Raw genomic sequence first — 25,483 nt, forward strand, 5'->3', positions numbered from 1 at the left:
GCGCGGGCTGACCCATACGCGCGTTACAATCGCGCTGGGGACTGCTCGAGCGTGGCCATCTCGTCGGCGAACGACGTCGCGAGCGCCGCTTCAGCGCGTCGGAGTCGGTAGGACAGCGTCGACCGAGGAATCTCGAGTTCGGTCGCGAGGTCCGACAGTTCGATCTGGCGCGGTGTCTCGTAGTAGCCGGACTCGACGGCGGCTTGCAGGGCCGCGCGCTGTTCGCGCGGGAGATCGGCTGGTTCGCCCTCCCCGCCGCTGTGGTCGGGGTCAACATCGGTCAACCGGAGCATCTCCATGCCGGTACACTCGCCGACCTCGTCACCGAGCGCGTCGAAGAAGTCGTGAATGGGCGCGTCGCTTCCCAGCACGATCCGCCAGCGGTAGCGCCGCCCCTCGCGATACGTCTCGAACAGCAATCCCTCGCCTAAGTGCTCGAGGGCGACGTGGGGAACCGACGTACAGACCTCGGTGCGCTCCCAGTACGTGTAGACAACGAGCGTGTCGCTCGAGCGGTCTAACACCTGGACCTCACACTCTGCGCCGCAGTCGTCTTTGACCAGGCAGTCGGCGAAGTAGTCAGCTGTTTCGTAGGCCTGCTCGAGTGCCTCGAGTGCTTCTTCGGGGCCGCTCGCGTGGTCGACCCGCCAGAGGCTATCGGCGCTGACGTGACACGACAGCGACCGGACCGACGCGTCGGGGTGGTCAGCGAGCACGTCGGCCACCGGGTTCGTCCCCGGTTCGTACTCGAGGGCGAAGACGAATTCTCTCATAGCTAGTGGGAGGGGCTGGGCGACCAAAGGGTTTCTCGCTGGCGACCGTAGCAGCCGTATGATTGCGCTGTGGACAGTGCGCTCGGCCGCCGGTCGTCACCTGAGAGCGTTCTGGTCGTTCTATCGTGCCTATACGAAAACCGCAAGTCATACGGCCGCGACGGCTGCACTTGCCATCTTCGGCTTACTGATCTTCGTCGATCCGTGGTTTGCTGCGCTGGCGATTGCGAGTTACGTCCTCCCACCACTCGTTCTCTACACACGCCGGTCGACACAGACTGCTGTGACTGCGTCGAATCAGAATGAGACATCCTTGAGTCGGTCGCGTGAAACTGACGGATCGTCACCGAATGCACACCCACAGTCACAGTCGCAGGAGCAGTCACAGCCACTCGAGTCATCGGTTGCCGAATCGGGACTAGACAGAAGCCGACAGAACGGCACGGAGACGGAGTCAAAGACGGCTCGTATCGACAGTGATGGAGATGCAGCGTCGGATTCAGGCGGAGACACGGATTCGGATACAGACAACGGAGATACTGACACGGACTCCGATACCGACAGCAAGGGGACAGACACCGACTCAGATACTGACAACGGAGATACCGACAGCGACTCAGATACTGACAGTAGGGGGACAGACAGCGACTCTGATACCGACAACGGAGATACCGACAGCGACTCTGATACCGACAACGGAGATACCGACAGCGACTCTGACTAATACTGTGTGAGTCAGCACTATTATAGCGACACCGCTGCTATCTCGAGCCAGATTCGTGACTACCCGTTCGACGTCGCTTGCCGGACTCGTCATCGCCGGCGGCTACTCCACGCGCTTTGGCGAGGCGGATAAAGCAGTTGCCGACCTCGCCGGCACACCGATGAGCCGACGCGTTGTCGACCGCCTTGCAGCCGTTACTGATTCCGTCGTCATCAACTGCCGCGAAGATCAACGCAGTGCACTGCAAGATGCACTCAGAGAGTGTGACCTCGAAATTCGGTTCGCAACGGATCCCATCGACGATCAGGGACCAGTCGCCGGGATCCAGACCGGTCTCGAGGCACTCGACCGAGAGTACGCGGCTGTCGTTGCCTGCGATATGCCGTTCGTCGACCCGGCGCTGTTCGAGGTGCTTCTCGAGCGCGCACGCGAACACGGCAGTGATGGGGCCGATGCCGCTGTCGTCCAACTCGAGGATGGCTGGTATCAGACAACACAAGCACTGTACCGGACTGATTCGATGGCACAAGCCTGTGGCGAAACGCTGGCAGCCGACGACAGGCGGATTCTCGCCGCCCTCGAGCGCCTCGAGTACGTCACCATCGACGAACCGACGCTCGAGCGGGCGGGAATCGACGTGCAGACATTCGAGAGTATCGACACACAGGATGCACTCGAGGCAGCCGCTGTTCGACTCGAGTAAGTGCTCGTTTGCGTCATTGAACGACAATCCCCGGTATCGAGGCGAACATGTTCGTCGACTTTGGCCTGTGGGGCACCATCGTCCGAGAAGGCGTGACTTATCATGCCTCGACGCAAGGTCCGACCATGAGCAGCGATGAGTTCGACTACGGCAAAGACGAGCAGTTGCGCAGTCGCGAGGTGACCGAGGGCGCAGAAAAGGCCCCGCACCGTGCGATGTTCCGCGCGATGGGATTCGATGATGAGGACTTCGGCTCGCCGATGATCGGCGTACCGAACCCGGCCGCAGACATCACACCGTGTAACGTCCACCTCGATGATGTCGCCGAGTCGGCGCTTGCCGGCGTCGACGACTCCGGTGGGATGCCCATCGAGTTCGGGACGATCACCATCTCGGATGCGATCTCGATGGGCACTGAGGGGATGAAAGCCTCGCTTATCTCCCGCGAACTGATCGCCGACTCCGTCGAACTGGTCAGTTTCGGCGAGCGCATGGACGGGCTGGTCACCATCGGTGGCTGTGACAAGAACATGCCCGGGATGATGATGGCCGCAATCCGAACGGACCTGCCCAGCGTCTTCCTCTACGGCGGTTCGATCATGCCCGGCGAGCACGACGGGCGCGAAGTCACCGTCCAGAACCTCTTCGAGGGCGTTGGTGCCGTCTCTGACGGCGACATGTCCGCCGAGGAACTCGACGAAATGGAGCGCCACGCCTGTCCCGGCGCGGGATCCTGTGGCGGGATGTTCACCGCGAACACGATGGCGTCGATTTCGGAGGCACTCGGCTTCGCACCGCTTGGCAGTTCCAGCCCGCCCGCAGAAGACGAGGCTCGCTATGAGGTCGCCCGCGAAGCCGGCGAACTCGCCGTCGAGGCCGTCGAAGCGGGGCGCAAACCCTCTGACTTCCTGAGCAAGCAATCCTTCGAGAACGCCATCGCCCTACAGGTCGCCGTCGGCGGCTCGACCAACGCCGTCCTCCACCTGCTCGCAATGGCCGCCGAAGCCGGTGTCGACCTCGAGATCGAGGAGTTCGACGAGATCAGCCAGCGTACGCCGAAGATCGCCGACCTCCAACCCGGCGGCACACGCGTGATGAACGACCTTCACGAAATCGGTGGCGTGCCGGTCATCCTGAACGCCCTCTACGAGGCCGACCTGCTCCACGGTGACGCACTGACCGTGACCGGGAACACAATCGGCGAGGAACTCGAGGCCCTGGACGTGCCGACTATCGAGGACCTCGAGGCGGACTTCCTCTACACTGTCGACGAGCCGAAAAACGAACAGGGCGCGATCCGTATCCTGACGGGCAACCTTGCACCCGGTGGCTCCGTCCTCAAGGTAACCGGCGACGACGAGTTGCGCCACGAGGGGCCGGCCCGCGTCTTCGAGGAGGAAGAAGCCGCAATGAAGTACGTCCAGGAAGGCAACGTCGAGTCCGGCGACGTGCTCATCATCCGCAACGAAGGGCCACAGGGCGGTCCCGGCATGCGGGAGATGCTCGGTGTCACGAGCGCCGTCGCTGGCCAGGGCCACGCCGAAGACGTTGCGCTCATCACTGACGGTCGATTCTCGGGTGCCACGCGTGGCTTCTCTATCGGCCACGTCGCGCCCGAAGCTTTCGCTGGCGGCCCAATCGGCCTCCTCGAGGACGGCGACGTTGTCGAGATTGACATCGCAGAGCGCACGCTTGCCGTCGACCTCTCGGACGACGAACTCGCCGAGCGCCACGACGAGTGGGAGCAGCCAGACCCCACCTACGACACGGGCGTGCTGGCGAAATTCGGCCGCGACTTCGACTCTGCAGAAAACGGTGCGGTGACGAATCCCGCCCTCAAACGCGACTGACGCCCGCAAACGGGCGGGCGTTCGCATCGGTACTGCTGTACCACAATACGACGCACTCGAGACGCGTTTTTGCCGTGACTCGACTGTTTTCAACTCAGAGCTATCGGTCTCGATGGCACGCCAACGCGAGCCTTCGATTTCCTGCATGAGTCTTTCGACGCGGTATCACAAAGAAAGAAATGAATGTGCAAATTCTGTCTCGAGTGTGAGTGGCAGATCAGTACGGTGCAGGGGTACACCGAAAAAGAAACGTCAGAAAAGGCGATTGAACACTTCGTCGAGACAGGGCATACAGTCGATACGCTGCGACCGCCACCGAAAGCAGTGCTCCAAAACTGACCGCTCCCTCGCTGTCTCGTCTGCAGTCAATGCGACAATTCTCTTTTAGACCGCGATCCGAACGTGGTCGCTCGAGCCGATTAGAACGGTGGCGAGTTCGGGATGTCGCTGTCGAAGTCGCCGACGACTCGAACGCCGAGGCCGTGGAAGTCGGGGACGGCTTCGGCGTCGATGTCGTCCTGACCGAAGTCGTCGATTGGGTCCGGTTCGACGGTGTCGACGATTTCTCGGCTCTCGATGTCGAGGACGGAGAAGCCGGGCGTGACGCCGGTTGCGGCGTGGGGGTCACCGGACTGTGGGGCTGGGCCGCGCAGGGTGACGAACATGTACTGTCCGTCCGGCGAGGTCCACATGATGTCGGGTGCGTCGCGCTCAGCCGTGTCGTCGGACTGATTCTCACCGTAGGCGTCGATCTCTTCGATGACCTCGTCGGTCTCGGGATCGACGATGACGCCGTCGTTGGTCTCACGGTTCAGGACCCACAATTCCTCGCCGTCGGGCGTGTACCAGAAGCCGTGTGCGTCGACGCCTTCGGTGCTTACGTCCTCCTCGATGATCTCGTCTTCGGCAGTGTCGTAGACGTAGTATGCGCCGACGCCGTCCTCGCCCTCGTCAGGGTTGGATGGGAGACCGGCGGTGAGGTAGAACTTGTCCTCGTCTGGGTGTGGCATGGTCCCACAGTTCGTTGGGACTTCATCCTGTGAGTAGGCGAGTTCGACTTCGAACTCGTCGTGGTCGACGATGACCAGTCCTGCGTCGTGGTAGCTTGGGCCGAGCGTGTGAATCGAACGTCCCTGACTGTCGAACTGGTGGCAGATCGGGCTTGCCGAGTCGATGCCTGCCTCTTGGACGGTCTCGTCTTCTGGCAGTTCGATGTAGTCGTCGTACTCGAACTCCTCGTTCTCGAGGTCGGCTTCGACGCGAACGATTTTTTCCTCGGCGATGACGTCGACGTGGATGTACTCGTCGTTCGGGTCGAAAACGGCCATGTGCGAGGACGCGCCGGTTTCGACGTTGCCAACGAGTTCGCGGTCTTCGGTTCGGAAGACGAGCGTACGCGCACCAGCCGTACAGGCAATGGCTGCGTACTCGTAGTCCGAGCTGAAGTCGATCATGTGTGGCGTGACGCCCTCGTCCGGAACGCCCTCGAGTCCGTTGAGGTCGATTTCTTCGACGTGGTCGAACTCGTCGTCGCCCTCACCGGGCTCGTAGAGGTGGACGTTGTCCAGTCCCTGATCGAGGGCCCAGACTTCGTAGTGACCGACGTCTTCGGTTTCGGTTTCCTCGTCTTCGCCTTCATCGTCATCCATCGGTTCCTCGTCGTCTGACTCGTCCGGATCGTCGTCAGTGTCCGTCTCGGAGTCGTCTGGATCGTCGTCGCCGCTAGTACAGCCAGCGACCGCAATAATACCAGCAGTCGCACTTCCCGCCAGTAGCTTTCGCCGCGTCGGATCTATCGTCATATCAACGTAGTCCGGACTGCGCCATGAAAAGGTTGCGGGTTTGAGGGCGTCTCCGTGGCAAATTTCGGGGTTTTGGGTAGATAGGGGAAAATATGGCCGCGAAATTATATCGGAGAGAAACAGGAGTCCTGATTTCGTCAGAACCCAGCATACGCCGGTTATTTTTGGGCGGAAATATGGCAATAATCTCCGCTTCCTATGTTTCGATTCACAGGAGTGTTCGGACAACACATGATCTATCATGGGCGATTTGCGATCAGTGACTCTCGAGACGACCCACCACGTCCACGAGAACGAGCCTCAGGATCGGCGCTCGAGAATGCGGTCGATGATGTGGCGGGTCGATAAGAGTTCAGCGTCGGCTGCAGGCTCGCGGGCGCTTGCGCGCTCGACGACACAGTCGATTCCTCGGCGCTCGAGTTCGTCTTCGATGGCCGCCTCGTCGTGATGCTGGTCGTGGCCGAGTGCGATCACGTCGGGGTCGAGTTCTTCAATCGGAACGAAAATGTCCTCCTCGTGGCCGAGAATTGCTCGGTTGACTGCCTCGAGTGCGTCGACGACGGCGCGGCGCTGTTCGCCGGGGCAGATTGGCGTTTCCTTGTGATCGACGTTGGCCTTGCGCGCGACGATCACGATCAGTTCGTCACCCATCGCAGCGGCCTCCTCGAGGTAGTGGACGTGTCCGGGGTGGAGAATGTCGAACGTCCCCTGGGCGATGATCGTTCTGGTCATCGGGTCGCCCCCACACTGCCAGCGGTTCGGCTTGCTCGACGGTTGGTCGTCGGTTGTCCGTGCAGTTCGCCCATCGTCGCCTCCCTCGAGTAATCCCATCCCATCGTTAGCCTCGCAAATCCTCGTCGATATCCGCCTGTGTAAAGTCGAAAAACTCCTCTGAATCGGGAAGATCGACGTCGACAACGTGCAAGTTCGTCGGTTTCCCGCCCGAATCGAACGCTTTCCAGTCGGAGCGGCGATACGGTGCGCCAATAATGATATGGACGCTTCCCCGACCAAATGTCTCTAAATCCGCGCTGCTCGGTCTGATAACGCCGTTTGGGTGCGAATGGACGCTCCCAAGTGCCTTGACGTCGTTTGGAATCTGACTCGTCCTGACGGTGGCGCTCACGCTGTTCGACTCGGTCCCCGGCACCACGAGGATATCCGTGATTACCAGTCCATCCCGCTCGAGTCCGAGCCGATGCGCTTCGGTCCCGCGCAGAAAGCCCATGTACTCGTCGGGATGAGCCGCCTCCGAAGACTCGATGGCGAACTCGAGGGTTTCCTCGGCGATGCCGAGAATCTCGTTCGACCGAAACAGCGCGTCGAGCAGCCCCATATCTCCCCGTCCGGGCTTGCGGTTGCTAAACGTTCCGATGCGTGTGCTTCCCGACTCGACTCGTATTTCGGGGCTTCTCGCCACCGCTTCTTGACAAGGGTTATACGCGGCCACCCCCAAACAACGAGTCAAGATGACACGAGCGTCCGCCGGGGAACCCGGCGCAGATGACGGGGATTCCGTCGTCTACGATCTCGATGCTGATTGTACCGCAGATGATGTTGACCGTAACCGTACTTATCTCGCCGAAATCAACGGTATCGTCGATTACGGCGTCTTCGTTGATCTCTCCGAATCCATCTCTGGACTCGTCCACGAATCCGTTCTCGAGGGCACCTTCGCCGTCGGTGACGAACTCGCCGTCGAACTCGAGAGTGTCCGTGACAACGGTGACATGGCGTTCGAACCCGCCGACGTCGACCTTGAGGATGCCACCGTCGAAGCCGTCTCCCACGAGTACTCCCTGACCGGCACCGGCCGCCTCGAGGCCAACGTCGGCGAACAGATCCACCTCGAAGGCGAAATCGTCCAGGTCAAACAGACCGGCGGTCCGACGATCTTCCACATCGCCGACGAAGACGGCGTCGTCCCCTGTGCCGCGTTCGAAGAAGCCGGCGTTCGCGCCTATCCGACCGTCGAAGTCGGCGACGTCGTCCGGATCACCGGGACCCCAGAACACCGCGACGAATCGGTCCAGATTGAAGTCGACGGCCTCTCGAAACTCGAGGGCGAGGATGCTGCAGACGCCCGTGAGCGCATCGACGCCGCACTCGACGAGCGCGCAGAACCCCACGATGTCGAGCCGCTAATCGACTGGCCAGCGTTCGAGAAACTCCGACCAAACCTGCGCGAAGTCGCGAAACGACTCCGCCGAACAGTGCTTGAAGGTCGTCCGATTCGCGTTCGCCACCACGCAGACGGCGACGGTATGTGCGCTGCCGTGCCCGTCCAGATTGCGCTCGAGCGATTCATCGCCGACGTCCACGAGGACGACAACGCCCCGCGCCACCTCATCAAGCGCCTGCCCGCGAAAGCGCCGTTCTACGAGATGGAAGACGCCACGCGCGATCTGAACTTCGCGCTCGAGGACCGCGAGAAACACGGTCAGCAACTCCCGCTCCTCCTTATGCTGGACAACGGCTCGACAGCCGAGGACGTGCCGGCCTACGAGACGCTGGCCCACTACGATATCCCAATCGTCGCCATCGACCACCACCACCCAGATCCCGACGCAGTTGGCGACCTGCTCGATGCCCACGTCAACCCGTACCTCCACGACGAGGACTACCGGATCACGACCGGGATGCTCTGTGTGGAACTCGCGCGGATGATCTACCCGGATCTCACCGACGAACTGCGCCATGTCCCCGCCGTTGCCGGCCTTTCGGACCGTTCGAAAGCCGACGCAATGACGGACTACCTCGAGTTAGCTGCCGAGGAAGGCTACGACGAGGACCGCCTGCAGGACCTGAGCGAAGCGCTGGACTACGCCGCCTTCTGGCTGCGCTACAACTCCGGCGACCGCCTGATTCAGGACCTCCTGCAGGTCGGCAGCGACGACGAGGACCGCCACGACGAACTCGTCTCGTTCTTTGCCGACCGCGCCCGCGCGGAAGTCGACGAGCAACTCGAGGATGCAATGCCCCACTTGGAGCACGAAGACCTCGAGAACGGCGCACATCTCTACCGCATCGACGTGGAGAACCACGCGCACCGATTCACCTACCCCGCACCCGGCAAAACGACCGGCGAGATTCACGACCGAAAAATCGAGGAGACCGGCGATCCCGTCATCACGGTCGGCTACGGTCCCGACTTCGCCGTGCTCCGATCCGACGGCGTCCGACTCGACATCCCCACGATGGTCACCGAACTCGAGGCCGAAATCTCCGGCGGCGGCGTCTCCGGCGGCGGCCACCTCGTCGTCGGGTCGATCAAGTTCGTGAAAGGGAAACGCGAGGAAGTGATCGACGCGCTGGTCGAGAAGATGGAAGACGCAGAACTCGACGAAGCGCTCTCGAGTGCGGCACCGATTGACGACTGATCGGGTCGTCGCTGTCCGTTAGTTTGGTTTTCGTCTCAATTACGCTGGTCGGAGGGTCACCCAGTGACGTCGCGCTTTCTACCCTCCGAACCAGCCGAAACAAGTGTCTAATCCGAGCCGTGACGTGGCGTATGGCCGCATTCAGCACATTCGAGGACGCCGTGTCGGACTCTGAGCAGACCGGTGCATTCACCACAGCGAAGGTCGGTGTCGGTTGGGGACTGACTGATTGCCATAAGCAAATTCCGGAATTGGACGATTGTAAACGTACCTATTATAGTGTTTAGACACTTATGTGGTACATAGACGCATTGGTATGTTCCGTGCTACCAATTAAAACTGGTATCGGCGCTCGTCGTCCATCGTTGGATACTGATCTGCGCCGGTCATCTCCTCGAAGGTCATACCCGAGAGATACTCATCGTAGGTTACGTCGTAGCCAGACCGAAGTTGGAAATCGAGTTTGCCGGTCTCGACGGTCGACTGAAACAACATGTGGATCGCCCGGCGGACGAGTTCGTCCGTCTCGTCAGGTTCGAGCGCCGCCTCGAGCAAGGCGAGTTCGTTTCGAGTCTCCCGGTCGAGCGAGACCGTCAGTTCGTCGTCGAACTCAGTGTACGATTCCTGCATCTCCTCGGTTAGCTCCTCGAGGGACATGTCTGGATGCAGGCGGGGCGACTGGTTAGGCCTTTCTTCTTTTCTCCTTCGTGTCGGTTGATTCGGCGATTCGGTTTCGCCGGTTCGGATATCGGAACCGTCGAACGATCCTCGACTCAGGACTCGACGCTGTGGCCATCACTTTGCGGCGGGGCACCCATTCCGAGCACGCGCGCATCGCCGTCGGCATCGGGCGCGTTGTGCGCGCGGTGTGGGTGTTCCGGTTCGGCGACGAAGAACTGTCCTCGCTCGACATGGTACGTTTTCGTGGGCGTCTCGACGCTGAGCGTGCCCTCGAGAACGTAGAACACTTCCTCCTGTTCGTCGTGGTAATGTAGCCCGGAAAGCGGAATCTCCTCGCCGGGTTCGACCCGGTAGAGACGCAGTCCCATCCGTTCCATGCCCGCCGCCTCGCTGATATAGCGCATCTCTGACGGACGGTCCGGTTCCGGCTCGAGATCGGCAGGGTCGATGACGTGATAGCCCATGCAGCAGTCCTCGTCCGACTGTGAAATAATAATTTTGTGGGTCGTTCCCCCGTCTCGTCGATCTGTGGCGTCGCTCACGGACTCGCTTCTGCACCGAGGCGACGATCCACTGCGTCGCTGACGCGCTCGAGCACGACCGGATTGTCACTCGGCCGGCCGACACTCACCGCGTCGGCTCCGTACTCGACGTACTCGCGGACCGTCTTGTCGTCGCGAACGCCGTTGTTGGCGATCACGAACAGGTCGGTCGCCTCGCTGATATCGTCGATCACCGATTCGGAGTCCATCGCATCGACGTGGACGAAGGTTGCGCCCGCATTCTCGAATCGCCGTGCGAGTTCCGGCAGGTCGACACCGGGTACTTCTGCGCGTACTTTCACGCCGGTCGTCACACCAGTTTTGGCAGCGGCTTCGACGTACTCACAGAGGCGATCTCCATCCCGCAAGAGCGTCTCGCCGCAGCCGACGGCACACAGTTCCTCCTGTCGGCAATGAGCGTTGATCTCGAGGAACGCGTTTCGATCACGACAGACTCGAGCGGCGTCGCCAATCGGCTCGGCGGTCGCACTCCGGACGTTGAACCCCGGTTGAATCGGGGCGTCTGCGAGCGCGGCGAGTTGCTCGTCGATAAACGCGAGCGGGTCGTCTGGAAGAAACTCAGTTCGGTCGCGGGCAACGAGTTCGCGGGCCGCGGCTCTCGACTCGGCCTCGAGTGCGATCCCCCCGAGGACGGCTGCACCGGCGTAGTCAGCGCCCGCTCGAGCCCAGTCGGCGTCTGCTTCCCCGCTGAGGCTGGCGAGTGCGAGCGGTGGCTGGAACATTAGCTGGCGAGGTCGATTGCTTCTTGGACGGCCCGCGCGACGCGGGTAGCGTCTTCGGGCGAGTCAATCGTGATATCCGTCTGGATGGTCGGTCGGTCGAACTCAACGTCGTCGCCCTCGTCGACGATAAAGACGTCTGCGAAGGGGTAGGCGGTCGCCAGCCCGTGCGTATTCGGTTCGGCGTTGACCGCTTTCATCAGATCCTCGGCAGGCCCCGAAAATGCTTCCTCACCCAAAAACGGCGAGACCGCGACGACGGTCGTCTTCGCGAGCGCGTCCGCAAAGCCCGGCAACGCGAGCATCGGTCCGATACTCGTCACCGGATTCGACGGCCCGATCACGACTGGTCCCTCGAGCGCCTCGAGGACGCCGGGTGCGGGTGTAGCGTTCGAGGAGCCGCGGAATTCAACGGTTTCGACGGTTGGCTCGCCGCGGTGGCCGACCCAGTACTCCTGAAAGTGCATCATGCCCTGGTCGGTGTGGACGAGGCTGGCGACGGGGTCGTTGCTCATCGGCAGGAGCGAGACGGAGAGATCGAACGCGTCGGCGAGCGTCCGCGTCGCCTCGGCCAGCGTGTGGCCTTGATCGAGCAGGCTCGTGCGCGTGAGGTGGACAGCCCGGTCGCGGTCACCAATAGTCATGAACTCGGCGACGCCGGAGAATCGCCGCCAGCGTGCGAGTCGCCGGCCAGCGGTCTGTTTCTCGTCGGGCAGATACTGCGGTCCCTCGGGCAGGTCCGCGGCTGCGGCGAGATCCATCAGCGCCGAGTTCGTCCGGTGTGTATCGCCGGCGATCCCCCACCACGTCTCGCGGTCGAGGACGCCCCCACCCTGAAAGAGCAGCGTATCGACGTCCGGCGAGACGAACAGCCCACCAAGTTCGATGTCGTCGCCGGTGTTGGCGACGATTGTCGTCTCCTCCGGTGAGAATACCGCCCCCGCACCGTCTAATAGCTTCGGCGTTCCCGTACCCCCGGAGAGGAAGGTTACCATACGCTAGACTCTCGGCTGTCGGTGATTAATGGTTTTTGGCTGGCTCGTCTCGATGCGACTGTAGAAACGATTGTGTCCGACTGAGAACAACGCTATTTGCCGCTGTTGAACGCTTTGACTAATGGTGCGTTTCAGCAGTTGTGCTGAAATGGTGGACGAGACACGCACTGGCGAGTTCACGAAACTGTTTCCACCAGCGTCGTGACACGAACGCACCGTCTCCTCGCGTGAGTCGAGAGTTACCCGTTTCACTCTGACGCCGTTGGCCGTCGCGTTCAGTATCCAACAGAGCGTTCCACGCGTTCTGCAGTGACGAGAACTCACGATGGTTGATCAGCGGGTGAATCAGTTCGGGACGGAGGCACCACAGGTCCCGTCGAAAAAAGTGACCCCCTGTTACTCGAGGTCGGAGCGAGCGCCTGGTGGGTCGGACGCCGGACTCGAGTCGGGGATGATTCGACAGCCACAGGGGGTGGCGTAGGCGTCGCCGGGGCCGAGGACGACGGTCATCGCCATCGGGTTGCCACAGGCCGGGCAGGTTCCGAGAGCCGATGCGTCGTCGGGGTCGTCCCCGTCGGTCATCGCCCGTGCCCGGTCGTGGGATGGCTGCGAGGCTCGAGGCACTGTGTTCGCCTCTGATCGGCAACTGCGGTAGGTGGTAGTGTTGGTGCGACTCGAGAGCGCGGCGCTCGAGGTGTGCGATTCGACTGTCGTGCGGGATGTTTATATCCCGGTAGAATGAACGGAATCATGCTTCGGAATCCCTGGGTTGGGATTTGGAAGCCGTCTCGGGTGCTACTACACCCGGGGCATTTCATTCATGCCCGGTTTGGCTTCCGGTTGCATTATTGACGTGATGTAACTTATATCTACTGTTACGGGGGTGGAATAGATGTCCGGTCGTGACGGCTGTGGCACTCAGACTGGCAGTCTACACCGTTGCCGTCATTTTCGGTGGCCTGCTCGAGCATGTGGTTCGAACAACCAGTTTGACGATTCCGATGAACGATTGAGCTGGTCGACCTGATGGGAGATCAGCAGGCTTTGTGGAACACTTCAATCGGTAATAAATTCTACTGTCTTGTTGTATACAGAGCGCATGTATTACAGTCAAGAATAAGCCGACCGACATAGCAACTAAGTAGTGTGTCTCTGATCCGGATCATCACACAAGCAGGGCCCGGGGGAACCGTAGTGACTATTCTTGCCTACTTTACTGGAGAATACTGGTTTCCGAGTACCGCCAGAAACGAGTTAGTACTTGCAGCAGCAGTTTTCGGCTTCATATTTGGTCTGCTCTTGAAATTGCTCAGCAAGCAGGCAATATCCTTCCTTTCGTTTCCGATCATTGTCCGAGCGAAGAGAGAGATTGACAGAAAGAACAATCAAGGGCATTTTTATTTTGACAATGAAGATAAGAAAGAGGACTTCGACAAGTTTGACGGCCAAGTCTTCCAATATACCTGTTTATTCTATTCTGGTTTACTTGTTGCCACGATATCCGGAATCCATGCTTTCCTGCTAACAGACCCACTGGCAACTCTCGGACTCCTCTTAATTACTTCTCTATCGACCATCATACTATGTGGTTTATCGATTGTAAAAATACAAAATATTATATTAATGTCTCCCATAATGTTCGACTAGATGAAATTAGGCGAAATTCATTCTCGGGAATTTGCGAAAGAGGAGTACGGAGGATTCGAACATACGAATATTGAGGGCGAGAATCTGCTCATTCAGGGTGGCAATCGCACTGGGAAGACTCTCACATTCAACGCGATTCTGTACAATCTTCTTGGCCCACAAGAAACGATCGACCTGTCCACTGGACGGAACAATAACGTAAGCCTCGGATTCACCGATGGGGTCGAGTTCCGAAGAGGTAAGCTAGGTGCACAATTCAGGAAAGATGATCTCGAAAAGAGTGAAGATGAGGCACAGGAAGAACTCACCAACTGGTTAGCGGAAGATCTGTCCACGGAGGTCTCAAGTACGGATCTGATCAAAAACCATTTCGTCCATACCCACATCGAACGAATGCCTCTTTCGGGGCTTTCGGAAGACCATCGGCTGGATCACATTCGTTCGGCAGTTGATCAAGATACCCAAGAGAGTATCGAGGAGACTGAGGAAGAAATCTCTCAACTGGAAGAACGAACCGCAGAGATCAAGTCGAGTCTACGCCGGAAGAAGGAGGATAAGCACGAGCGCGAGAACAATCTTCGTAGCGACGAAAACCAATTAGAGAAGTACCAACAAATAAAGTCTCTTGCAGAGTCCGGGAAACTTGAAGACATTATTGAGACAATACAGTCTGATGAAGACCTTCAAGAAACACTCTCCGAGTTGTCTAAGAAGCAGGACTTCCTCCAGCGCAAGCAGAGAAGTAAGCGGAAGGATAAGAGGCAGTGGGAACGATACCGAGAGTCGGAGAGGAACGCCATCATCGCTGAAGCGGTCAACGACTTCGTCTGTCCTGCCTGTAGCGGCCACGTTGATACAGACTTAGCGGAGAGTCGCTTGGGGCGGTCTCGCTGCCCATTTTGTGCCGTCGACAGTCGTGGCGACGACCTAGAGGCGGATATCGACGAGAAGATTAGTCGTTCAGAAGAAGAGCTAGGAGAAATTGAGGAAGAACTGGAAGAAATCACATCTGAGCTAGAAGAAGTCACCGAAGAGATCGCCAATATTCGGGAGGAGCAACCCGAATTGGGTGATATCGACGGCCGGATTGAGCGAGTCATCCGGAATAACGAGTACGACTTCTCCACTATCCTCGAAGAAACCAAAAAGCAACTGGAACGCTATCAGTCGAGCATCAATGAGACCGAGAAGGAGATCTCGGAGCGAAAAACCGAGATTGGAGAACTGGAAGATGAATTAGAGTCCTCACAGGAACGTCTGGAGGAGGCTAAGGACGAGGTGGTAGAAATGCGGGAAGAGAGCATCAATGCTGAGATCAATGAGTTCTCCGAAGAGTGGCAAGAGGTTTTCGAGGAGATGGCCGGCGAGATCGGATTGGAGATCCAGATGACGCAAGATGGGGACATTGAGATCCCTGGATCTGAGGGGCCTCGAAAGTACGACCGAGCAGGAGACCTGAGCGATGCGGAAATCACCTTCATGAACATCTCGTTTGCAGTTGTGTATAACCGCTTCGTCCGGGAAGCAGGAGCGACTGAGTGGTCGACAATCGTCTGCGATGAACCCTTCTCGAACCTCGACTCGGAAGGTCAAGAAAGCCTTCTTGAGTTCATCCAGTCATGTGATGAGCAGTTCATCTGTACGTCCTCCACCGAAGAGATGCTGGAGGAATTCCCGAAGACTGGTGAGTTGACTCGACAGCGGATCCAGGCATCTCTCGGGAGGTACGCATAATGAAGGATAAAGAGGGGAAGAACCATCCCCACCTCCTCATGCTCGATGAGTTCGATGGAGAGATCGATGGGGAACTGAAGTACCAGAAAGTCCTTTACAAGTATCGGGTGAACGCACTCGAAGACGATGATTGGAGTTTCACGAGGGAACGTTGGGGGCCGACCGACCCGGGTTTCACTGAGATCATGCAGTCACTGGATGACCTCGACCTCGCGGAACTGGAAGAGGACGACCGAATGCACATCTTCCGACTCACAGACACTGGAGAAGAGGTGGCCGATGGGCTCAAACGGGGACTCAGTAAGCTAGATCCCGGGTTTAGTCCCCGGATTCAGACGATATTGGGTATCGCGGAATCCGACAAGGACCGCTCCGGGTCGGAGATTGTTGAAGACGAGATCGTGCAGAACGCGAAGGAGGAGACAGAGCAGTCACAGGTGTAGGCAGCCAGTCTCGTGTAGTGTGTGGATAGTTCACCGCTTTCAGTGTGAAACAAACAGAGTCGTCGTGCTGCACTAATCCTCTGTATTCAACAGCCAGAATATATCATTTCATAACCAATGCTCGAGGCGCTGCTTCCGGGCTGGCAGAACCCCGAACTGATCGCCGTGATCGTCGGCCTTCGAATCGGACTCAACTGCGTTCTCACAGGCGTTGTTGCCAGCCGAACGGGAATCGACTCGAGGCGAACGGCGCTTGCAGCGGGCCTCACAATCGGTGCTGGAACGATACTGATTCTGGCGCTTCGGCCGGGGATACTCGGCCAGACTGCCTCGTCTCTCGAGATGGCGCTCCAGCTACTCGTCGTTCTCATCGCAGGGGACACAGTTTACCGGACGGACACGTCCTCGTCCCCTACCGGACCGTTCCTTGCTATCCTGCTTGCTATCTCACTGCTTGCCGTCCAGATTCCGATCTACGGCGAAGCATTCGTCGCGCCCTGACGCCGTTATTTGTCGACGATCCAGTCCGCGAACCCACCCTCGAGCAGCGTCTCGCGCTGGCGATCCACGTAGGTCCGCTGCATCGTCGCGATTGCCTCCTCGAGCGAGGCACCGTCGTTCAGCGCCGTTTCAACGCACTCGCGTTTCCAACTCGCGGGCGTGACGCCCTGTCGAACGCGACGCCGGAGCGGATAGAGATACTTCGCGGCCTGTTCGTCGGTCAGTCCGCGGTTCGTCAGCCCGTCTTCGGCGTGTGCGAGTAGATCCTCGTAGATGTCGAGCGTATCCGTCGTCTCCTTGCCGTCGTTCGTAATCCACGTCAGATCGGCCTCGAGTCCATCGCGCATGGCCGCGTAGAAGTTCTCGCGGGCGAGTTCCCAATCGAGTTCGTGGACCGGATGCTCGAGGCGGGTCAGGCTCTCGAGGAGGCCGGCGAAGGCGGCGAGGAAGGCCGTCGAGTCCCGCACCGTCGGCTGGGCGGGGATCGGTCGGAACTCGATGCGGGCGTTCGCCGCCGAGCGAGTCGGGCCGCCGAAGACCGGGCGCACCCAGCGCCAGTAGGTGCCGTGTTTCTCGCGGAAGTGTGGGAACTGATCGTCGAAGCGCTCGCCCTGCTCGACGGGCATCGGGACGATGGTATCGTCGTCGGCGACGCGGTCGACCGCCTCGTGGACGGACTCGAGGTCGTGGGGGAATCGGACCTTGCCCTCGCCCGTCGTGGGATCGTTCAGGACGGTTTCGAAGACGCTGATGCGGCTTTCCATCCAGCTATCGGCGAGGATGTCCGCGGCCGTCGCATCGTCGTCGTAGAGATCCGCGGGGAAGAACGGGGAATTGACGCCGAGTGCAAGCAGTGGGCCAGCAACGCGGATGGCGTAGTTGAAGTACGTCGGCAGATCGAGTGCGTGGGCCACCTGATAGTGGGGCTGAATCGAGGTGATGAGACTCTCCGGCATCACGGTCTCGGCCTCGAGCGAGACGTGCGGGGCCTCGATATGCATCCCAGCCGATTGGGCCTGATCCGTGTTGGCCATCGCGTGATACCGCGCCGAGTCGCTCATGTTTGTCGCGATGCGGATCGACCGCTCGCTCCCGTTGGTGTCGTCCGCTGGCCGCTCGATGCTGTCGGTGAGATACGTCGTCGCGGACTCTCCTTCCGGTGGGATCGTCCAGAGGCCGTCGCTGACCAGTCGCATCCGCTCGGATTCGGTTACCTTGAGCGCGGTCTGGAGGCGGGCTTTGACCTCTGACTCCTGTGCGGCGATTCCGTAGGCGTTCAGCGGCTGCGGGCTCGTCGTCATCTCGGCGTTGTGGAGCCCCAGTTCCTTTTCGAACCCAATCAGTTCGAGCAAGCGACGCGGCACCCGCCGCAGCGTCGCGTCGTCGTCTTTGACCGCGTAGAACTCGTACTCGAGGCCGACGATGGCCTGCGGATTGTCGAACACCCCGTCCTCGATGGCGTCTTTGATCACGTCCGCGTCGGCTGCGGCCCGCTCTCGGAACGTATCGGCATCGACCGAGAGGACGTCGGCGACTCGCGGCGCGAGTGCTCCCTCTGTCATACTATCTCCGAGTGCGAGCGCGAACGCCTTGAAAGCACTCTCTCGGTGTGCCGGCCGTCAGATTTCGTCACTCGCCGTGAGCGTAACGCTCACCCGCGTTCTGTCGGTCTCGAGTCAACCATCCGAACGTATTTTATTCAGCGGATTGAACAGTTCCGTATGAGTCGAGCAACCTCACTCTCGAGTCTCAGCCGCGCCTGCAAGCGCTACGGACCGGGTCGATTGCCGAAGGCAGACCATCGGGCCATTGGAGCGGGCTACGCCGGTGCATCGGCGGCAGTCGCTATTGCGACAGTGTTCGCATTCGGGATGTTCGGCCTCTCTCAGTACGGTCCATCGCTCGAGACGTGGGCAATCGCGCCGTTCTGGGGATTCAGCGCACTCGTCGCAATTCCACTCGTTCTCACGACGGCGTTTCTTGCGGGCGCGCTCACTTGGCAGGTCGTTCCCGCGTCGATCCCGTACGCCGGCGCTGTCGCGGGCTTGCTCGCGACGATCCTGACCTACCTCGCTTCACTGGCCGTCGTCTTCGCGATACTGGTCGGCGTCGCCGCTGCCGATGGGACGGCATCGATTTCGGCCGCCCTCACTGAGGCGGGCGTCCTCACCGCCTTTATTGGCATCTTCGCGGTCGTCCTGACCGCGTGGTTCACCCTCCCGCTTGGCTGTGTCAGCGGCGCGATCTACGAACGCGCTCGAGACGCTGCTCCCGAATCACAGTAGACACGCAGACACGCCAGCCGACCACCCGCTCTCAGAACCGTTTTACCATCCCCGACGATAGCAGTCGGTGATGGAGTTCGCCACGTTCGCCGACCGTGTCGCTGCGATTGACGCCGAGCCCGCAGACCTCGAGATCGTTGCTCACGTCACCGACCTCTTCGAAGATGCCGGGGCTGATCTCGCAGTCGTCGCCCGCTTCGTGCAGGGGCGGGTGTTTCCGGCCTGGGAGTCGCGAACGCTCGATATCGGACCGAGCGCGTGCTACGAGGCCATCGCGCGTGCGGCGGGGACGAACGTCGACAGCGACGACGTCGAAGACCGACTCGCGGAACTGGGCGAGATCGGCGACGTGGCGGCGAGCTACGACTTCGGCGGCCAGCAAGGCCTGAGCGCGTTCACCGGCGGCGCTGACACTGACGACCTCACCGTCAACGAGGTCAACACCACCCTCATCGACCTGGCCGCCGCAGACGGGTCGGGCAGTCAGGATCACAAGGTGGACCTCCTCTTTGGCCTGTTCAATCGCTGCTCGAGCGAGGAAGCCCGCTATCTCGCCCGCCTCGTCCTCTCGGAAATGCGAATTGGCGTTGGCGAGGGCACCGTCAGAGACGCCATCGCCGAGGCGTTCGACGTTCCCGGCGAACGGGTCGAACGCGCCCTGCAGGTGTCGAACGATTACGGCCACGTCGCCTGTGTCGCCCGCGACGAGGGACTCGAGGGGCTAGACGCCATCGACCTCGAGATCGGCCGTCCCGTTCAGGCCATGCTCGCACAGGCCGGGACGGTCACGGATGCGCTCGAGGAGTGGGAGGAAGCCGCAGTCGAATGGAAATATGACGGCGCACGGATTCAGCTGCACTACGACCCGCTCGAGGAAACGACGAGCGTCTTCTCGAGAAACATGGAGGAAGTCACCGACGCCCTCCCCGAAGTCGTCGAGTACGCCGAGCGCACCCTCTCCGAGCCGGCGATTCTCGACGGCGAGGTCGTCGCTGTCGACGACGACGGCGAGCCATTGGCGTTTCAGGAAGTCCTCAAGCGGTTCCGGCGGAAACACGACGTAGCGAAAGCGCGCGAGGAGGTCGCCGTTCGCCCGGTCTTTTTCGACTGCCTGCACGCCGACGGCGAGGATTTGCTCGCGGAACCGCTGACAGCGCGACACGACCGCCTCGAGTCGCTGCTGGCTGGCAAGGAAGGCGACGAAGACGATGGGGCGGCTGTCGAGCCTGCAGACGTCGAAGGCTTGTCACTGCTGTGGACGACTGATGACCCCGACGAAATCGAAGCAATCGATGCCGACGCACTCGAGTCGGGCCACGAGGGAATCATGCTCAAGAACCCCGACTCGACGTACTCGCCAGGCCGGCGCGGGAAGAACTGGCGCAAGCGAAAGCCAGATGTCGAAACGCTCGACTGCGTCGTCACCGGCGCTGAGTGGGGCGAAGGCCGCCGCGCGACCTTCCTCGGGACGTTCGAACTCTCGGTCTGGAACGGCGACGCCCTCGAGACCGTCGGCAAGGTCGCGACGGGGATCACCGACGAGAAACTCGCCGAACTCACGGACCTGCTCGAGCCCCATATCGGCGCTGAAGACGGGCAAGTCGTCGACATAGAGCCGGCGGTGGTCTTCGAGGTGGGCTACGAGGAGATTCAGACGTCGCCGACGTACTCGTCGGGCTATGCGCTGCGATTCCCGCGGTTTCTCGCGGTTCGGTCGGATAAGGAACCCGGTGACGCCGAGACGCTCGAGCGGGTCGAATCCCTCCGTTCGGCGTGACGGATCGGGTCGACCGGTTACTCCATGAACCGGTCGAGCGTCGTATCGACGCCGTCGCGTACCTCACTGACCAGCGCGCCGTCGATGTCGAGGCCGAGCACGTCGACCGCCGCGTGGCCGACCGGTTCACGCATCTCGTCCGGGCAGTAGACCCCGAGTCGCCACTGGGAGTACTGGGCGGCTCGCAGCGCCGCGACGAGCGGGGACTGCTGGCCGAGCGGGCGAACCTCGCCGTTGACCATCACGCGCGTCGTCGACTCGGTCATCGACGGTCGCCGTGGAACGTCGATAATGACGTGTTTCGGGTCGATATCGGCGACGTCTGCAATCTCGCGTTCGAAGGCTCTGACTTCTTCGTGGTCGCTTTCGATCACGCCGCCCGGCACGTCGTCGATTTCGGCCCAGACGGCTCGTTTGAACAGGTCCCGCTCGTCTAATCGGCGGGAGAATTCGCTTGTTGGCTCGCTCGAGCGAAGCGCGACGAGCAGGTCGGCGTCGTCCATTCGCTGGAGCGTCCCGGCATCGGTTTCAGTCTGCTCGAGGAGTCGTTCGGCTGCGCGTCGGAGCATGGCCTTGCTGATCCGGGCGACGCTGTGGCTGTAGACGGTCGGATTCATCAGCGCGCGGGCGACGAGCAGACTCTCTGCGGCCTGAACGTTGCCCTCGGCCAGGACGAGCTCGCCGTCGACGAACGCGAGTTCGCGCAACAGTCGTTCGTGGTCGATGGTCCCGTAGGGAACGCCAGTGTGGTGGGCGTCCCGGACGAGGTAGTCCATCCGGTCGACATCGAGTTCGCCCGAGACGACCTGTCCAAAGCGTCCCTCGCCTGCGATCAGGCCGGCAACTCGCTCGGGCTCGAGGTCGTGTGCTCGCAACACGTCGCCGACGGCACCGTCTGCGAGCAGGTCGTGGACGTCGTCGTGATAGCGACCCGTCTCGCGGTAGGTCAGCGACTCGAGGTTGTGACTGAACGGGCCGTGGCCAACGTCATGAAGCAAGGCGGCAGCCTGGACGCGGTCGGCCTGCTGGCCGTCGATGTCGAGGTTCTCGAGGGCCTTGCAGGCGAGGTGATAGACGCCGAGGCTGTGTTCGAAGCGCGTGTGATTCGCAGAAGGGTAGACGAACGAGACCGTCCCGAGTTGGTTGATCCGGCGGAGCCGCTGTACTTCGGGCGTATCGAGAAGATCGCGGGCGACGCCGTCAACCCGGATGTGGTCGTGGACACTGTCCTTGATGACCTTCATTATCGGTACTTACTGCCGATCATACAAAAACCGTCGTTCACCGAACGGCCGACAGCGGACGACAGCGACGAACTCGGTCGCCTTGAGCGACCGGTAGCCCTTTGATCGACCGCTTCGAAGCCCCGCTATGCCATCACAACAGCTGATGACGGCTGCGTTGTTCGTCATCGTTATCCTCTGTCTCATTGCGCTGTTGTATATTTCGACGCAGTGGGAGGAGTAGTCGATACAAAAGTGCCCGTCATCTGACGCCGCGGTACTTACCCCCATCGGCGTGGTCGGTGCTGATACGATGACTGAGCTTGAAATCCCGCCGGATGCGACCGAGGATCGTGCCACGGCACTCGTCACTGAACACGTTGCAGTCGGCGACGTCGTCGAAGTCTGGGAAGCCGACCGAACCGACGCGTCCGACCCCGACCGAACCGGCGAGGTCACTGGCCTCGAGCCGGGGTATCTCGAACTCGATGGGAAGTCACTCGGCGAGGGCAGTGTCCGGTACACCGAGATTCACTCTCTCATCAAACTGAAAGACGAATAGGTGACTCGAGTGTGAGCGACGCAAATCGACGCCCCGGCTGCGTTCGCCTGCATCAGGGGCATTGATCACGCACCCCCTCACGAACAAGTTCGGGCTCGGCCGTTCGACGCTCGAGACGGGATGGCCGTTCGAAATGTATGGTTCCAGACCTGAATTTGTCATTGGTATATTATTTATCACTACGTATCTAACATCATAATTCATGGCTGTCGCCAGTTAGTTCAGTCCCTCTCCAAACATGTCTATTAGAATAGATTTATCACTGCTAGTGGGTTATCGGGACGTGGGATGTTGACTACTGACAGAGTAAAGCGGGATGGGTCGTCGACGCTCGATCGACGAACCGTACTCGCATCGGGTGCAGCCGTACTTGCTGGCACGACGATCGCCGGTTGCCTCGGCAACGACGATGACGAGGCGAACGGGGACGCAGACGATGCGGCCGATGAAGACGCGGACACGACGGTCGCGATCATCTCGAGTCCAGCCGGCTTCGACGACAACGCGTTCAACGACAACGCCGCGTCCGGCCTCGAGGAGGCGTCGAACGACTTCGACCTCGAGTATACGACAATCGAGGAGACCGAGGAGGCCCAGTATGAGTCGGTACAGGCCGACACCGCCGAGAGCGGTTACGATCTCATCGTCTGCGTCGGCGACAACCACACGGATCCGGTGGCGACCAACGCCGAGCAGTATCCGGACCAGAACTGGATGCTCATCAACAACGTCGTCGAGGGCGCCGACAACGTGTCGGGCTGGATCGAGATGAACAACGAGATGTCGTTCCTCGCGGGCGTCGTCGCCGGCGTGATGACCGACGAAGAGTTCGAACACGAGGACAGCGAGACCGACCCGGATGAGTCGATCGTCGGCTTCGTCGGCGGCGAGGACATCCCGCTGATCAACGCGTTCGAGCAGTCCTACATCGAGGGCGTCGAGTGGGTCAACGACGACGCGGAGGTGCTGACCGGATACGGCGGGAGCTTCTCTGACACCGGCTCGGCGAACAACGTTGCCGAATCCCAAATTGACGACGGTGCGGACATCGTTTGGCACGCTGCCTCGGCGGCAGGGTCAGGTGCGTTCGCAGCCGCACAGGATACTGATCGCTTCGCGATCGGCGTCGACGTTGACCAGTCCGTCGAGGAAGAGCAGTACCAGGACGTCATCCTTGGCTCCGCGGTGAAAGCGCTTAATGAGGCGACCTACCAGGTCTCCGAAGCCGTCGTCAACGACGACTTCGAGAGTCAGGTCGGCGAGCAAAATCTGAGCATCGAACAGGAGAGCATCGACTTCGTCGTCGGCCAGGCGTTCGAGGGCGAACTCCCCGACGCCGTCGACGAGGAACTCGAGGCAGCCAAAGACGCCATCATTGCGGACGAGATTGAGCTGACCTGCGGCCCGACGAGTTGCTAACGGCCACCGCGTTTCCATTCGCATCCACATTATGAGCGCATTTTCAACGGAGGGGAGATGATGACGCGCGACGCGCCGCCCGCGGTCCGCCTCGAGGGGATCACCAAACGGTTCGGGGACGTGGTCGCGAACGACACCGTCGACTTTACGCTCGAGAAGGGGTCGATCCACGCCTTGATCGGCGAGAACGGGTCGGGAAAGACGACACTGATGAGCGTCCTCTACGGGCTGTATGACCAGAACGAGGGCGAAATCTACGTCGACGGGCAAGAGAGGGAGTTCGACTCGCCACGAGACGCGATGGACGCCGGGATCGGGATGATCCACCAGCACTTCCAGCTGGTGAAACCGATGACGGTCCTGCAGAACATCGTTCTGGGCCACGAGCTGACCGAAAACAGGTTCGGACAGATCGACGGCGCGGCGGCCAGAGACGAGATCGAAGCGATCTGCTCGCAGTACGACTTCGACGTGGATCAGTATCTCGAGACGCCAATCGAGGAACTCGACCTCGGTGCACAGCAACGCGTCGAGATCGTCAAGAGCCTCTATCGGGGCGCGGAAGTGCTCATTCTCGACGAACCGACGGCGGTGCTTACGCCCCAGGAGGTCGAGAGCCTGATGGACGTCATGGACGACCTCAGGGCCAACGGTCACTCGCTCATTTTCATCTCGCACAAACTCGACGAGGCGCTGTCGATCGCCGAGGACATCACCGTCCTCCGCGACGGCGAGGCCATCGGTACCGTCGACGCCGCCGAAACCACCGAACAGGATCTGGCGCGGATGATGGTCGGCCGAGAGATACTGTTCGATCGCCTCGAGCGCGAGACCGAACCCGGAGAACCCGTTCTCGAGGTCGAGCGGCTTCGAATGCGCGGCGATCGTGGCCGCGAACAGGTCGACGGGGTCGATCTTACCGTTCGAGAGGGCGAGATACTCGGCATCGCGGGGGTGCAAGGGAACGGACAGCGCGAACTCATTGAGGGAATTACCGGCCTTCGCTCAGTCGCCGATGGCGCGGTTCGACTCCGCGGGCGAGAGATCACGGACGCGAGTCGCCGTCGGCGGATCGAGGCCGGGATCGCCTATATCCCCGAGAATCGCCAGACCGAAGGTCTCGTTCAGGGCGACTCGCTCGTGCGGAACGCACTGCTCGGAAACCAGACAATCGAGCCCTACGCGAACGGCAGCCTCCTCGATTGGGGGGCGGTTCGAGAGCACGCCAACGACGTTATTACGGAGTTCGACGTGCAGCCGCCCGACCCCGAAACAACGGCGTCGTCGCTCTCTGGCGGTAACCAGCAGAAGTTCATCGTCGGTCGCGAGATCGGCCACGATCCCGACGTGATCGTCGCCTCGCACCCGACGCGGGGCGTCGACATCGGCTCCATCGAGTTCATCCACAACCGGCTGATCGAGCTGCGCGACGAGGGGCTGGCGATCGTCGTCGTCTCCTCGAAACTCGAGGAGATCCAGAAGCTCGCCGACCGTATCGCGGTCATGTACGAGGGCGCGTTCATCGACATCGTCGGTCCCGACACCGTCTCCGAGGAGGAACTTGGGCTATTGATGGCAGGTCATCGCCTCGAGTCAGCGGCCGGGGAAGCTGAGACCCCCATAGACGAACAAGGCGACGCCAACGGGGCGGAATCCAGCGAATCCGACCGAGGTGTCCAGACGTGAGCGGAGCATCCGACGG

At 60.6% G+C, this 25,483-nt stretch carries 24 protein-coding genes and 1 pseudogene; 13 read left to right on the plus strand and 12 right to left on the minus strand.

Annotated elements, in window-relative coordinates; genetic code table 11:
* Positions 1 to 23 precede the first annotated feature (23 nt).
* Positions 24 to 773, minus strand: coding sequence for a helix-turn-helix domain-containing protein (locus tag B2G88_RS02180; RefSeq protein WP_054862169.1), 750 nt, complete (start codon positions 771 to 773; stop codon positions 24 to 26).
* A gap of 58 nt (positions 774 to 831) precedes the next feature.
* Between B2G88_RS02180 and B2G88_RS02185 the strand changes: the two genes are divergently transcribed.
* The 3 genes from B2G88_RS02185 to ilvD all read left to right on the plus strand — a co-directional run bounded on the left by B2G88_RS02185 (position 832) and on the right by ilvD (position 4,050).
* The gene (locus B2G88_RS02185; RefSeq protein ID WP_054862168.1) at positions 832 to 1,497 is read left to right on the plus strand and encodes a hypothetical protein; all 666 of its coding nucleotides are present in this window, start codon (positions 832 to 834) and stop codon (positions 1,495 to 1,497) included.
* 55 nt (positions 1,498 to 1,552) lie between these two features.
* On the plus strand, positions 1,553 to 2,200 hold the full coding sequence (gene mobA, locus B2G88_RS02190; protein WP_087713851.1) for a molybdenum cofactor guanylyltransferase: 648 nt from the start codon (positions 1,553 to 1,555) through the stop codon (positions 2,198 to 2,200).
* Between the two features lie 125 nt (positions 2,201 to 2,325).
* On the plus strand, positions 2,326 to 4,050 hold the full coding sequence (gene ilvD / locus B2G88_RS02195) for a dihydroxy-acid dehydratase (protein WP_054862215.1): 1,725 nt from the start codon (positions 2,326 to 2,328) through the stop codon (positions 4,048 to 4,050).
* Positions 4,051 to 4,469: 419 nt separating this feature from the next.
* Here ilvD and B2G88_RS02200 read toward each other — a convergent pair whose 3' ends face one another.
* From B2G88_RS02200 to B2G88_RS02210, 3 genes are all read right to left on the minus strand, one after another.
* A complete protein-coding gene (locus B2G88_RS02200) occupies positions 4,470 to 5,852 on the minus strand; it encodes a YncE family protein (protein WP_087713852.1) in 1,383 nt (460 codons plus the stop codon).
* A 300-nt stretch (positions 5,853 to 6,152) separates the two neighbouring features.
* A complete protein-coding gene (locus tag B2G88_RS02205; RefSeq protein WP_054862214.1) occupies positions 6,153 to 6,584 on the minus strand; it encodes an adenylyltransferase/cytidyltransferase family protein in 432 nt (143 codons plus the stop codon).
* A gap of 106 nt (positions 6,585 to 6,690) precedes the next feature.
* The gene (locus tag B2G88_RS02210) at positions 6,691 to 7,188 is read right to left on the minus strand and encodes a Mov34/MPN/PAD-1 family protein (RefSeq protein WP_054862167.1); all 498 of its coding nucleotides are present in this window, start codon (positions 7,186 to 7,188) and stop codon (positions 6,691 to 6,693) included.
* Between the two features lie 133 nt (positions 7,189 to 7,321).
* On the opposite strand from B2G88_RS02210, the gene B2G88_RS02215 reads away from it, so the two are divergent.
* Complete coding sequence (locus B2G88_RS02215) at positions 7,322 to 9,232, plus strand: DHH family phosphoesterase (RefSeq protein WP_087713853.1); 1,911 nt, start codon at positions 7,322 to 7,324, stop codon at positions 9,230 to 9,232.
* Positions 9,233 to 9,565: 333 nt separating this feature from the next.
* Here the strand turns inward: B2G88_RS02215 and B2G88_RS02220 are convergent, their stop codons facing one another.
* From B2G88_RS02220 to B2G88_RS19395, 6 genes and pseudogenes are all read right to left on the minus strand, one after another.
* Positions 9,566 to 9,889: a hypothetical protein gene (locus tag B2G88_RS02220; RefSeq protein WP_054862166.1), complete on the minus strand. Its 324-nt coding sequence runs from the start codon at positions 9,887 to 9,889 to the stop codon at positions 9,566 to 9,568.
* Positions 9,890 to 10,005: 116 nt separating this feature from the next.
* Entirely contained in the window at positions 10,006 to 10,377 is a 372-nt protein-coding gene (locus tag B2G88_RS02225) for a cupin domain-containing protein (protein ID WP_054862213.1), read from the minus strand.
* A gap of 74 nt (positions 10,378 to 10,451) precedes the next feature.
* A complete protein-coding gene (locus B2G88_RS02230; protein ID WP_087713854.1) occupies positions 10,452 to 11,198 on the minus strand; it encodes a tRNA-dihydrouridine synthase in 747 nt (248 codons plus the stop codon).
* Entirely contained in the window at positions 11,198 to 12,190 is a 993-nt protein-coding gene (gene cofD / locus B2G88_RS02235) for a 2-phospho-L-lactate transferase (RefSeq protein WP_087713855.1), read from the minus strand. The genes B2G88_RS02230 and cofD overlap by 1 nt, the downstream gene beginning before the upstream one ends.
* 118 nt (positions 12,191 to 12,308) lie before the next feature.
* Positions 12,309 to 12,536 (minus strand): annotated as a pseudogene (locus tag B2G88_RS19845) (IS5/IS1182 family transposase); the annotation flags it as partial.
* Between the two features lie 50 nt (positions 12,537 to 12,586).
* Positions 12,587 to 12,772, minus strand: a complete 186-nt coding sequence (locus B2G88_RS19395; RefSeq protein ID WP_176393162.1) for a hypothetical protein — start codon at positions 12,770 to 12,772, stop codon at positions 12,587 to 12,589.
* A 564-nt stretch (positions 12,773 to 13,336) separates the two neighbouring features.
* Here B2G88_RS19395 and B2G88_RS02245 point away from each other — a divergent pair.
* The 4 genes from B2G88_RS02245 to B2G88_RS02260 all read left to right on the plus strand — a co-directional run bounded on the left by B2G88_RS02245 (position 13,337) and on the right by B2G88_RS02260 (position 16,515).
* A complete protein-coding gene (locus tag B2G88_RS02245) occupies positions 13,337 to 13,837 on the plus strand; it encodes a hypothetical protein (RefSeq protein WP_054862165.1) in 501 nt (166 codons plus the stop codon).
* Positions 13,838 to 15,571, plus strand: coding sequence for a coiled-coil domain-containing protein (locus tag B2G88_RS02250; protein ID WP_087713856.1), 1,734 nt, complete (start codon positions 13,838 to 13,840; stop codon positions 15,569 to 15,571).
* Positions 15,571 to 16,014 (plus strand): hypothetical protein, encoded by a 444-nt coding sequence (locus B2G88_RS02255; protein WP_054862163.1) that lies wholly within the window; start codon positions 15,571 to 15,573, stop codon positions 16,012 to 16,014. The genes B2G88_RS02250 and B2G88_RS02255 overlap by 1 nt, the downstream gene beginning before the upstream one ends.
* Positions 16,015 to 16,131: 117 nt before the next feature.
* A complete protein-coding gene (locus tag B2G88_RS02260; protein ID WP_054862162.1) occupies positions 16,132 to 16,515 on the plus strand; it encodes a hypothetical protein in 384 nt (127 codons plus the stop codon).
* Positions 16,516 to 16,520: 5 nt separating this feature from the next.
* Here the strand turns inward: B2G88_RS02260 and B2G88_RS02265 are convergent, their stop codons facing one another.
* On the minus strand, positions 16,521 to 18,077 hold the full coding sequence (locus B2G88_RS02265; protein ID WP_087713857.1) for a hypothetical protein: 1,557 nt from the start codon (positions 18,075 to 18,077) through the stop codon (positions 16,521 to 16,523).
* 159 nt (positions 18,078 to 18,236) lie between these two features.
* Between B2G88_RS02265 and B2G88_RS02270 the strand changes: the two genes are divergently transcribed.
* Both B2G88_RS02270 and ligA read left to right on the plus strand, forming a co-directional pair.
* A complete protein-coding gene (locus B2G88_RS02270) occupies positions 18,237 to 18,800 on the plus strand; it encodes a hypothetical protein (RefSeq protein WP_087713858.1) in 564 nt (187 codons plus the stop codon).
* A gap of 70 nt (positions 18,801 to 18,870) precedes the next feature.
* On the plus strand, positions 18,871 to 20,577 hold the full coding sequence (ligA, locus tag B2G88_RS02275) for an ATP-dependent DNA ligase LigA (RefSeq protein ID WP_087713859.1): 1,707 nt from the start codon (positions 18,871 to 18,873) through the stop codon (positions 20,575 to 20,577).
* A gap of 17 nt (positions 20,578 to 20,594) precedes the next feature.
* Here the strand turns inward: ligA and B2G88_RS02280 are convergent, their stop codons facing one another.
* A complete protein-coding gene (locus tag B2G88_RS02280) occupies positions 20,595 to 21,821 on the minus strand; it encodes an HD domain-containing protein (protein WP_054862160.1) in 1,227 nt (408 codons plus the stop codon).
* Between the two features lie 292 nt (positions 21,822 to 22,113).
* On the opposite strand from B2G88_RS02280, the gene B2G88_RS02285 reads away from it, so the two are divergent.
* From B2G88_RS02285 to B2G88_RS02295, 3 genes are all read left to right on the plus strand, one after another.
* Positions 22,114 to 22,362 carry a hypothetical protein gene (locus B2G88_RS02285; protein ID WP_054862212.1) on the plus strand — a complete coding sequence of 83 codons (249 nt, stop codon included), beginning with the start codon at positions 22,114 to 22,116 and terminating at the stop codon, positions 22,360 to 22,362.
* A 288-nt stretch (positions 22,363 to 22,650) separates the two neighbouring features.
* Positions 22,651 to 23,781, plus strand: a complete 1,131-nt coding sequence (locus B2G88_RS02290) for a BMP family lipoprotein (protein ID WP_087713860.1) — start codon at positions 22,651 to 22,653, stop codon at positions 23,779 to 23,781.
* A 60-nt stretch (positions 23,782 to 23,841) separates the two neighbouring features.
* Entirely contained in the window at positions 23,842 to 25,467 is a 1,626-nt protein-coding gene (locus tag B2G88_RS02295) for an ABC transporter ATP-binding protein (RefSeq protein WP_087714277.1), read from the plus strand.
* Positions 25,468 to 25,483: the final 16 nt, after the last annotated feature.

Origin of the sequence: Natronolimnobius baerhuensis (genome assembly GCF_002177135.1) — an archaeon.
Taxonomy (GTDB): Archaea; Halobacteriota; Halobacteria; order Halobacteriales; family Natrialbaceae; genus Natronolimnobius; species Natronolimnobius baerhuensis.

Coding starts and splice junctions, on each gene's coding strand:
- B2G88_RS02180 (WP_054862169.1), bottom strand. CDS start 773: ATGAGAGAATTCGTCTTCGCCCTCGAGTACGAACCGGGGACGAACCCG.
- B2G88_RS02185 (WP_054862168.1), top strand. CDS start 832: ATGATTGCGCTGTGGACAGTGCGCTCGGCCGCCGGTCGTCACCTGAGA.
- ilvD (WP_054862215.1), top strand. CDS start 2,326: ATGAGCAGCGATGAGTTCGACTACGGCAAAGACGAGCAGTTGCGCAGT.
- B2G88_RS02200 (WP_087713852.1), bottom strand. CDS start 5,852: ATGACGATAGATCCGACGCGGCGAAAGCTACTGGCGGGAAGTGCGACT.
- B2G88_RS02205 (WP_054862214.1), bottom strand. CDS start 6,584: ATGACCAGAACGATCATCGCCCAGGGGACGTTCGACATTCTCCACCCC.
- B2G88_RS02210 (WP_054862167.1), bottom strand. CDS start 7,188: ATGGGGCTGCTCGACGCGCTGTTTCGGTCGAACGAGATTCTCGGCATC.
- B2G88_RS02215 (WP_087713853.1), top strand. CDS start 7,322: ATGACACGAGCGTCCGCCGGGGAACCCGGCGCAGATGACGGGGATTCC.
- B2G88_RS02220 (WP_054862166.1), bottom strand. CDS start 9,889: ATGTCCCTCGAGGAGCTAACCGAGGAGATGCAGGAATCGTACACTGAG.
- B2G88_RS02225 (WP_054862213.1), bottom strand. CDS start 10,377: ATGGGCTATCACGTCATCGACCCTGCCGATCTCGAGCCGGAACCGGAC.
- B2G88_RS02230 (WP_087713854.1), bottom strand. CDS start 11,198: ATGTTCCAGCCACCGCTCGCACTCGCCAGCCTCAGCGGGGAAGCAGAC.
- cofD (WP_087713855.1), bottom strand. CDS start 12,190: ATGGTAACCTTCCTCTCCGGGGGTACGGGAACGCCGAAGCTATTAGAC.
- B2G88_RS19395 (WP_176393162.1), bottom strand. CDS start 12,772: ATGACCGACGGGGACGACCCCGACGACGCATCGGCTCTCGGAACCTGC.
- B2G88_RS02250 (WP_087713856.1), top strand. CDS start 13,838: ATGAAATTAGGCGAAATTCATTCTCGGGAATTTGCGAAAGAGGAGTAC.
- B2G88_RS02255 (WP_054862163.1), top strand. CDS start 15,571: ATGAAGGATAAAGAGGGGAAGAACCATCCCCACCTCCTCATGCTCGAT.
- B2G88_RS02260 (WP_054862162.1), top strand. CDS start 16,132: ATGCTCGAGGCGCTGCTTCCGGGCTGGCAGAACCCCGAACTGATCGCC.
- B2G88_RS02265 (WP_087713857.1), bottom strand. CDS start 18,077: ATGACAGAGGGAGCACTCGCGCCGCGAGTCGCCGACGTCCTCTCGGTC.
- B2G88_RS02270 (WP_087713858.1), top strand. CDS start 18,237: ATGAGTCGAGCAACCTCACTCTCGAGTCTCAGCCGCGCCTGCAAGCGC.
- ligA (WP_087713859.1), top strand. CDS start 18,871: ATGGAGTTCGCCACGTTCGCCGACCGTGTCGCTGCGATTGACGCCGAG.
- B2G88_RS02280 (WP_054862160.1), bottom strand. CDS start 21,821: ATGAAGGTCATCAAGGACAGTGTCCACGACCACATCCGGGTTGACGGC.
- B2G88_RS02285 (WP_054862212.1), top strand. CDS start 22,114: ATGACTGAGCTTGAAATCCCGCCGGATGCGACCGAGGATCGTGCCACG.
- B2G88_RS02290 (WP_087713860.1), top strand. CDS start 22,651: ATGTTGACTACTGACAGAGTAAAGCGGGATGGGTCGTCGACGCTCGAT.
- B2G88_RS02295 (WP_087714277.1), top strand. CDS start 23,842: ATGACGCGCGACGCGCCGCCCGCGGTCCGCCTCGAGGGGATCACCAAA.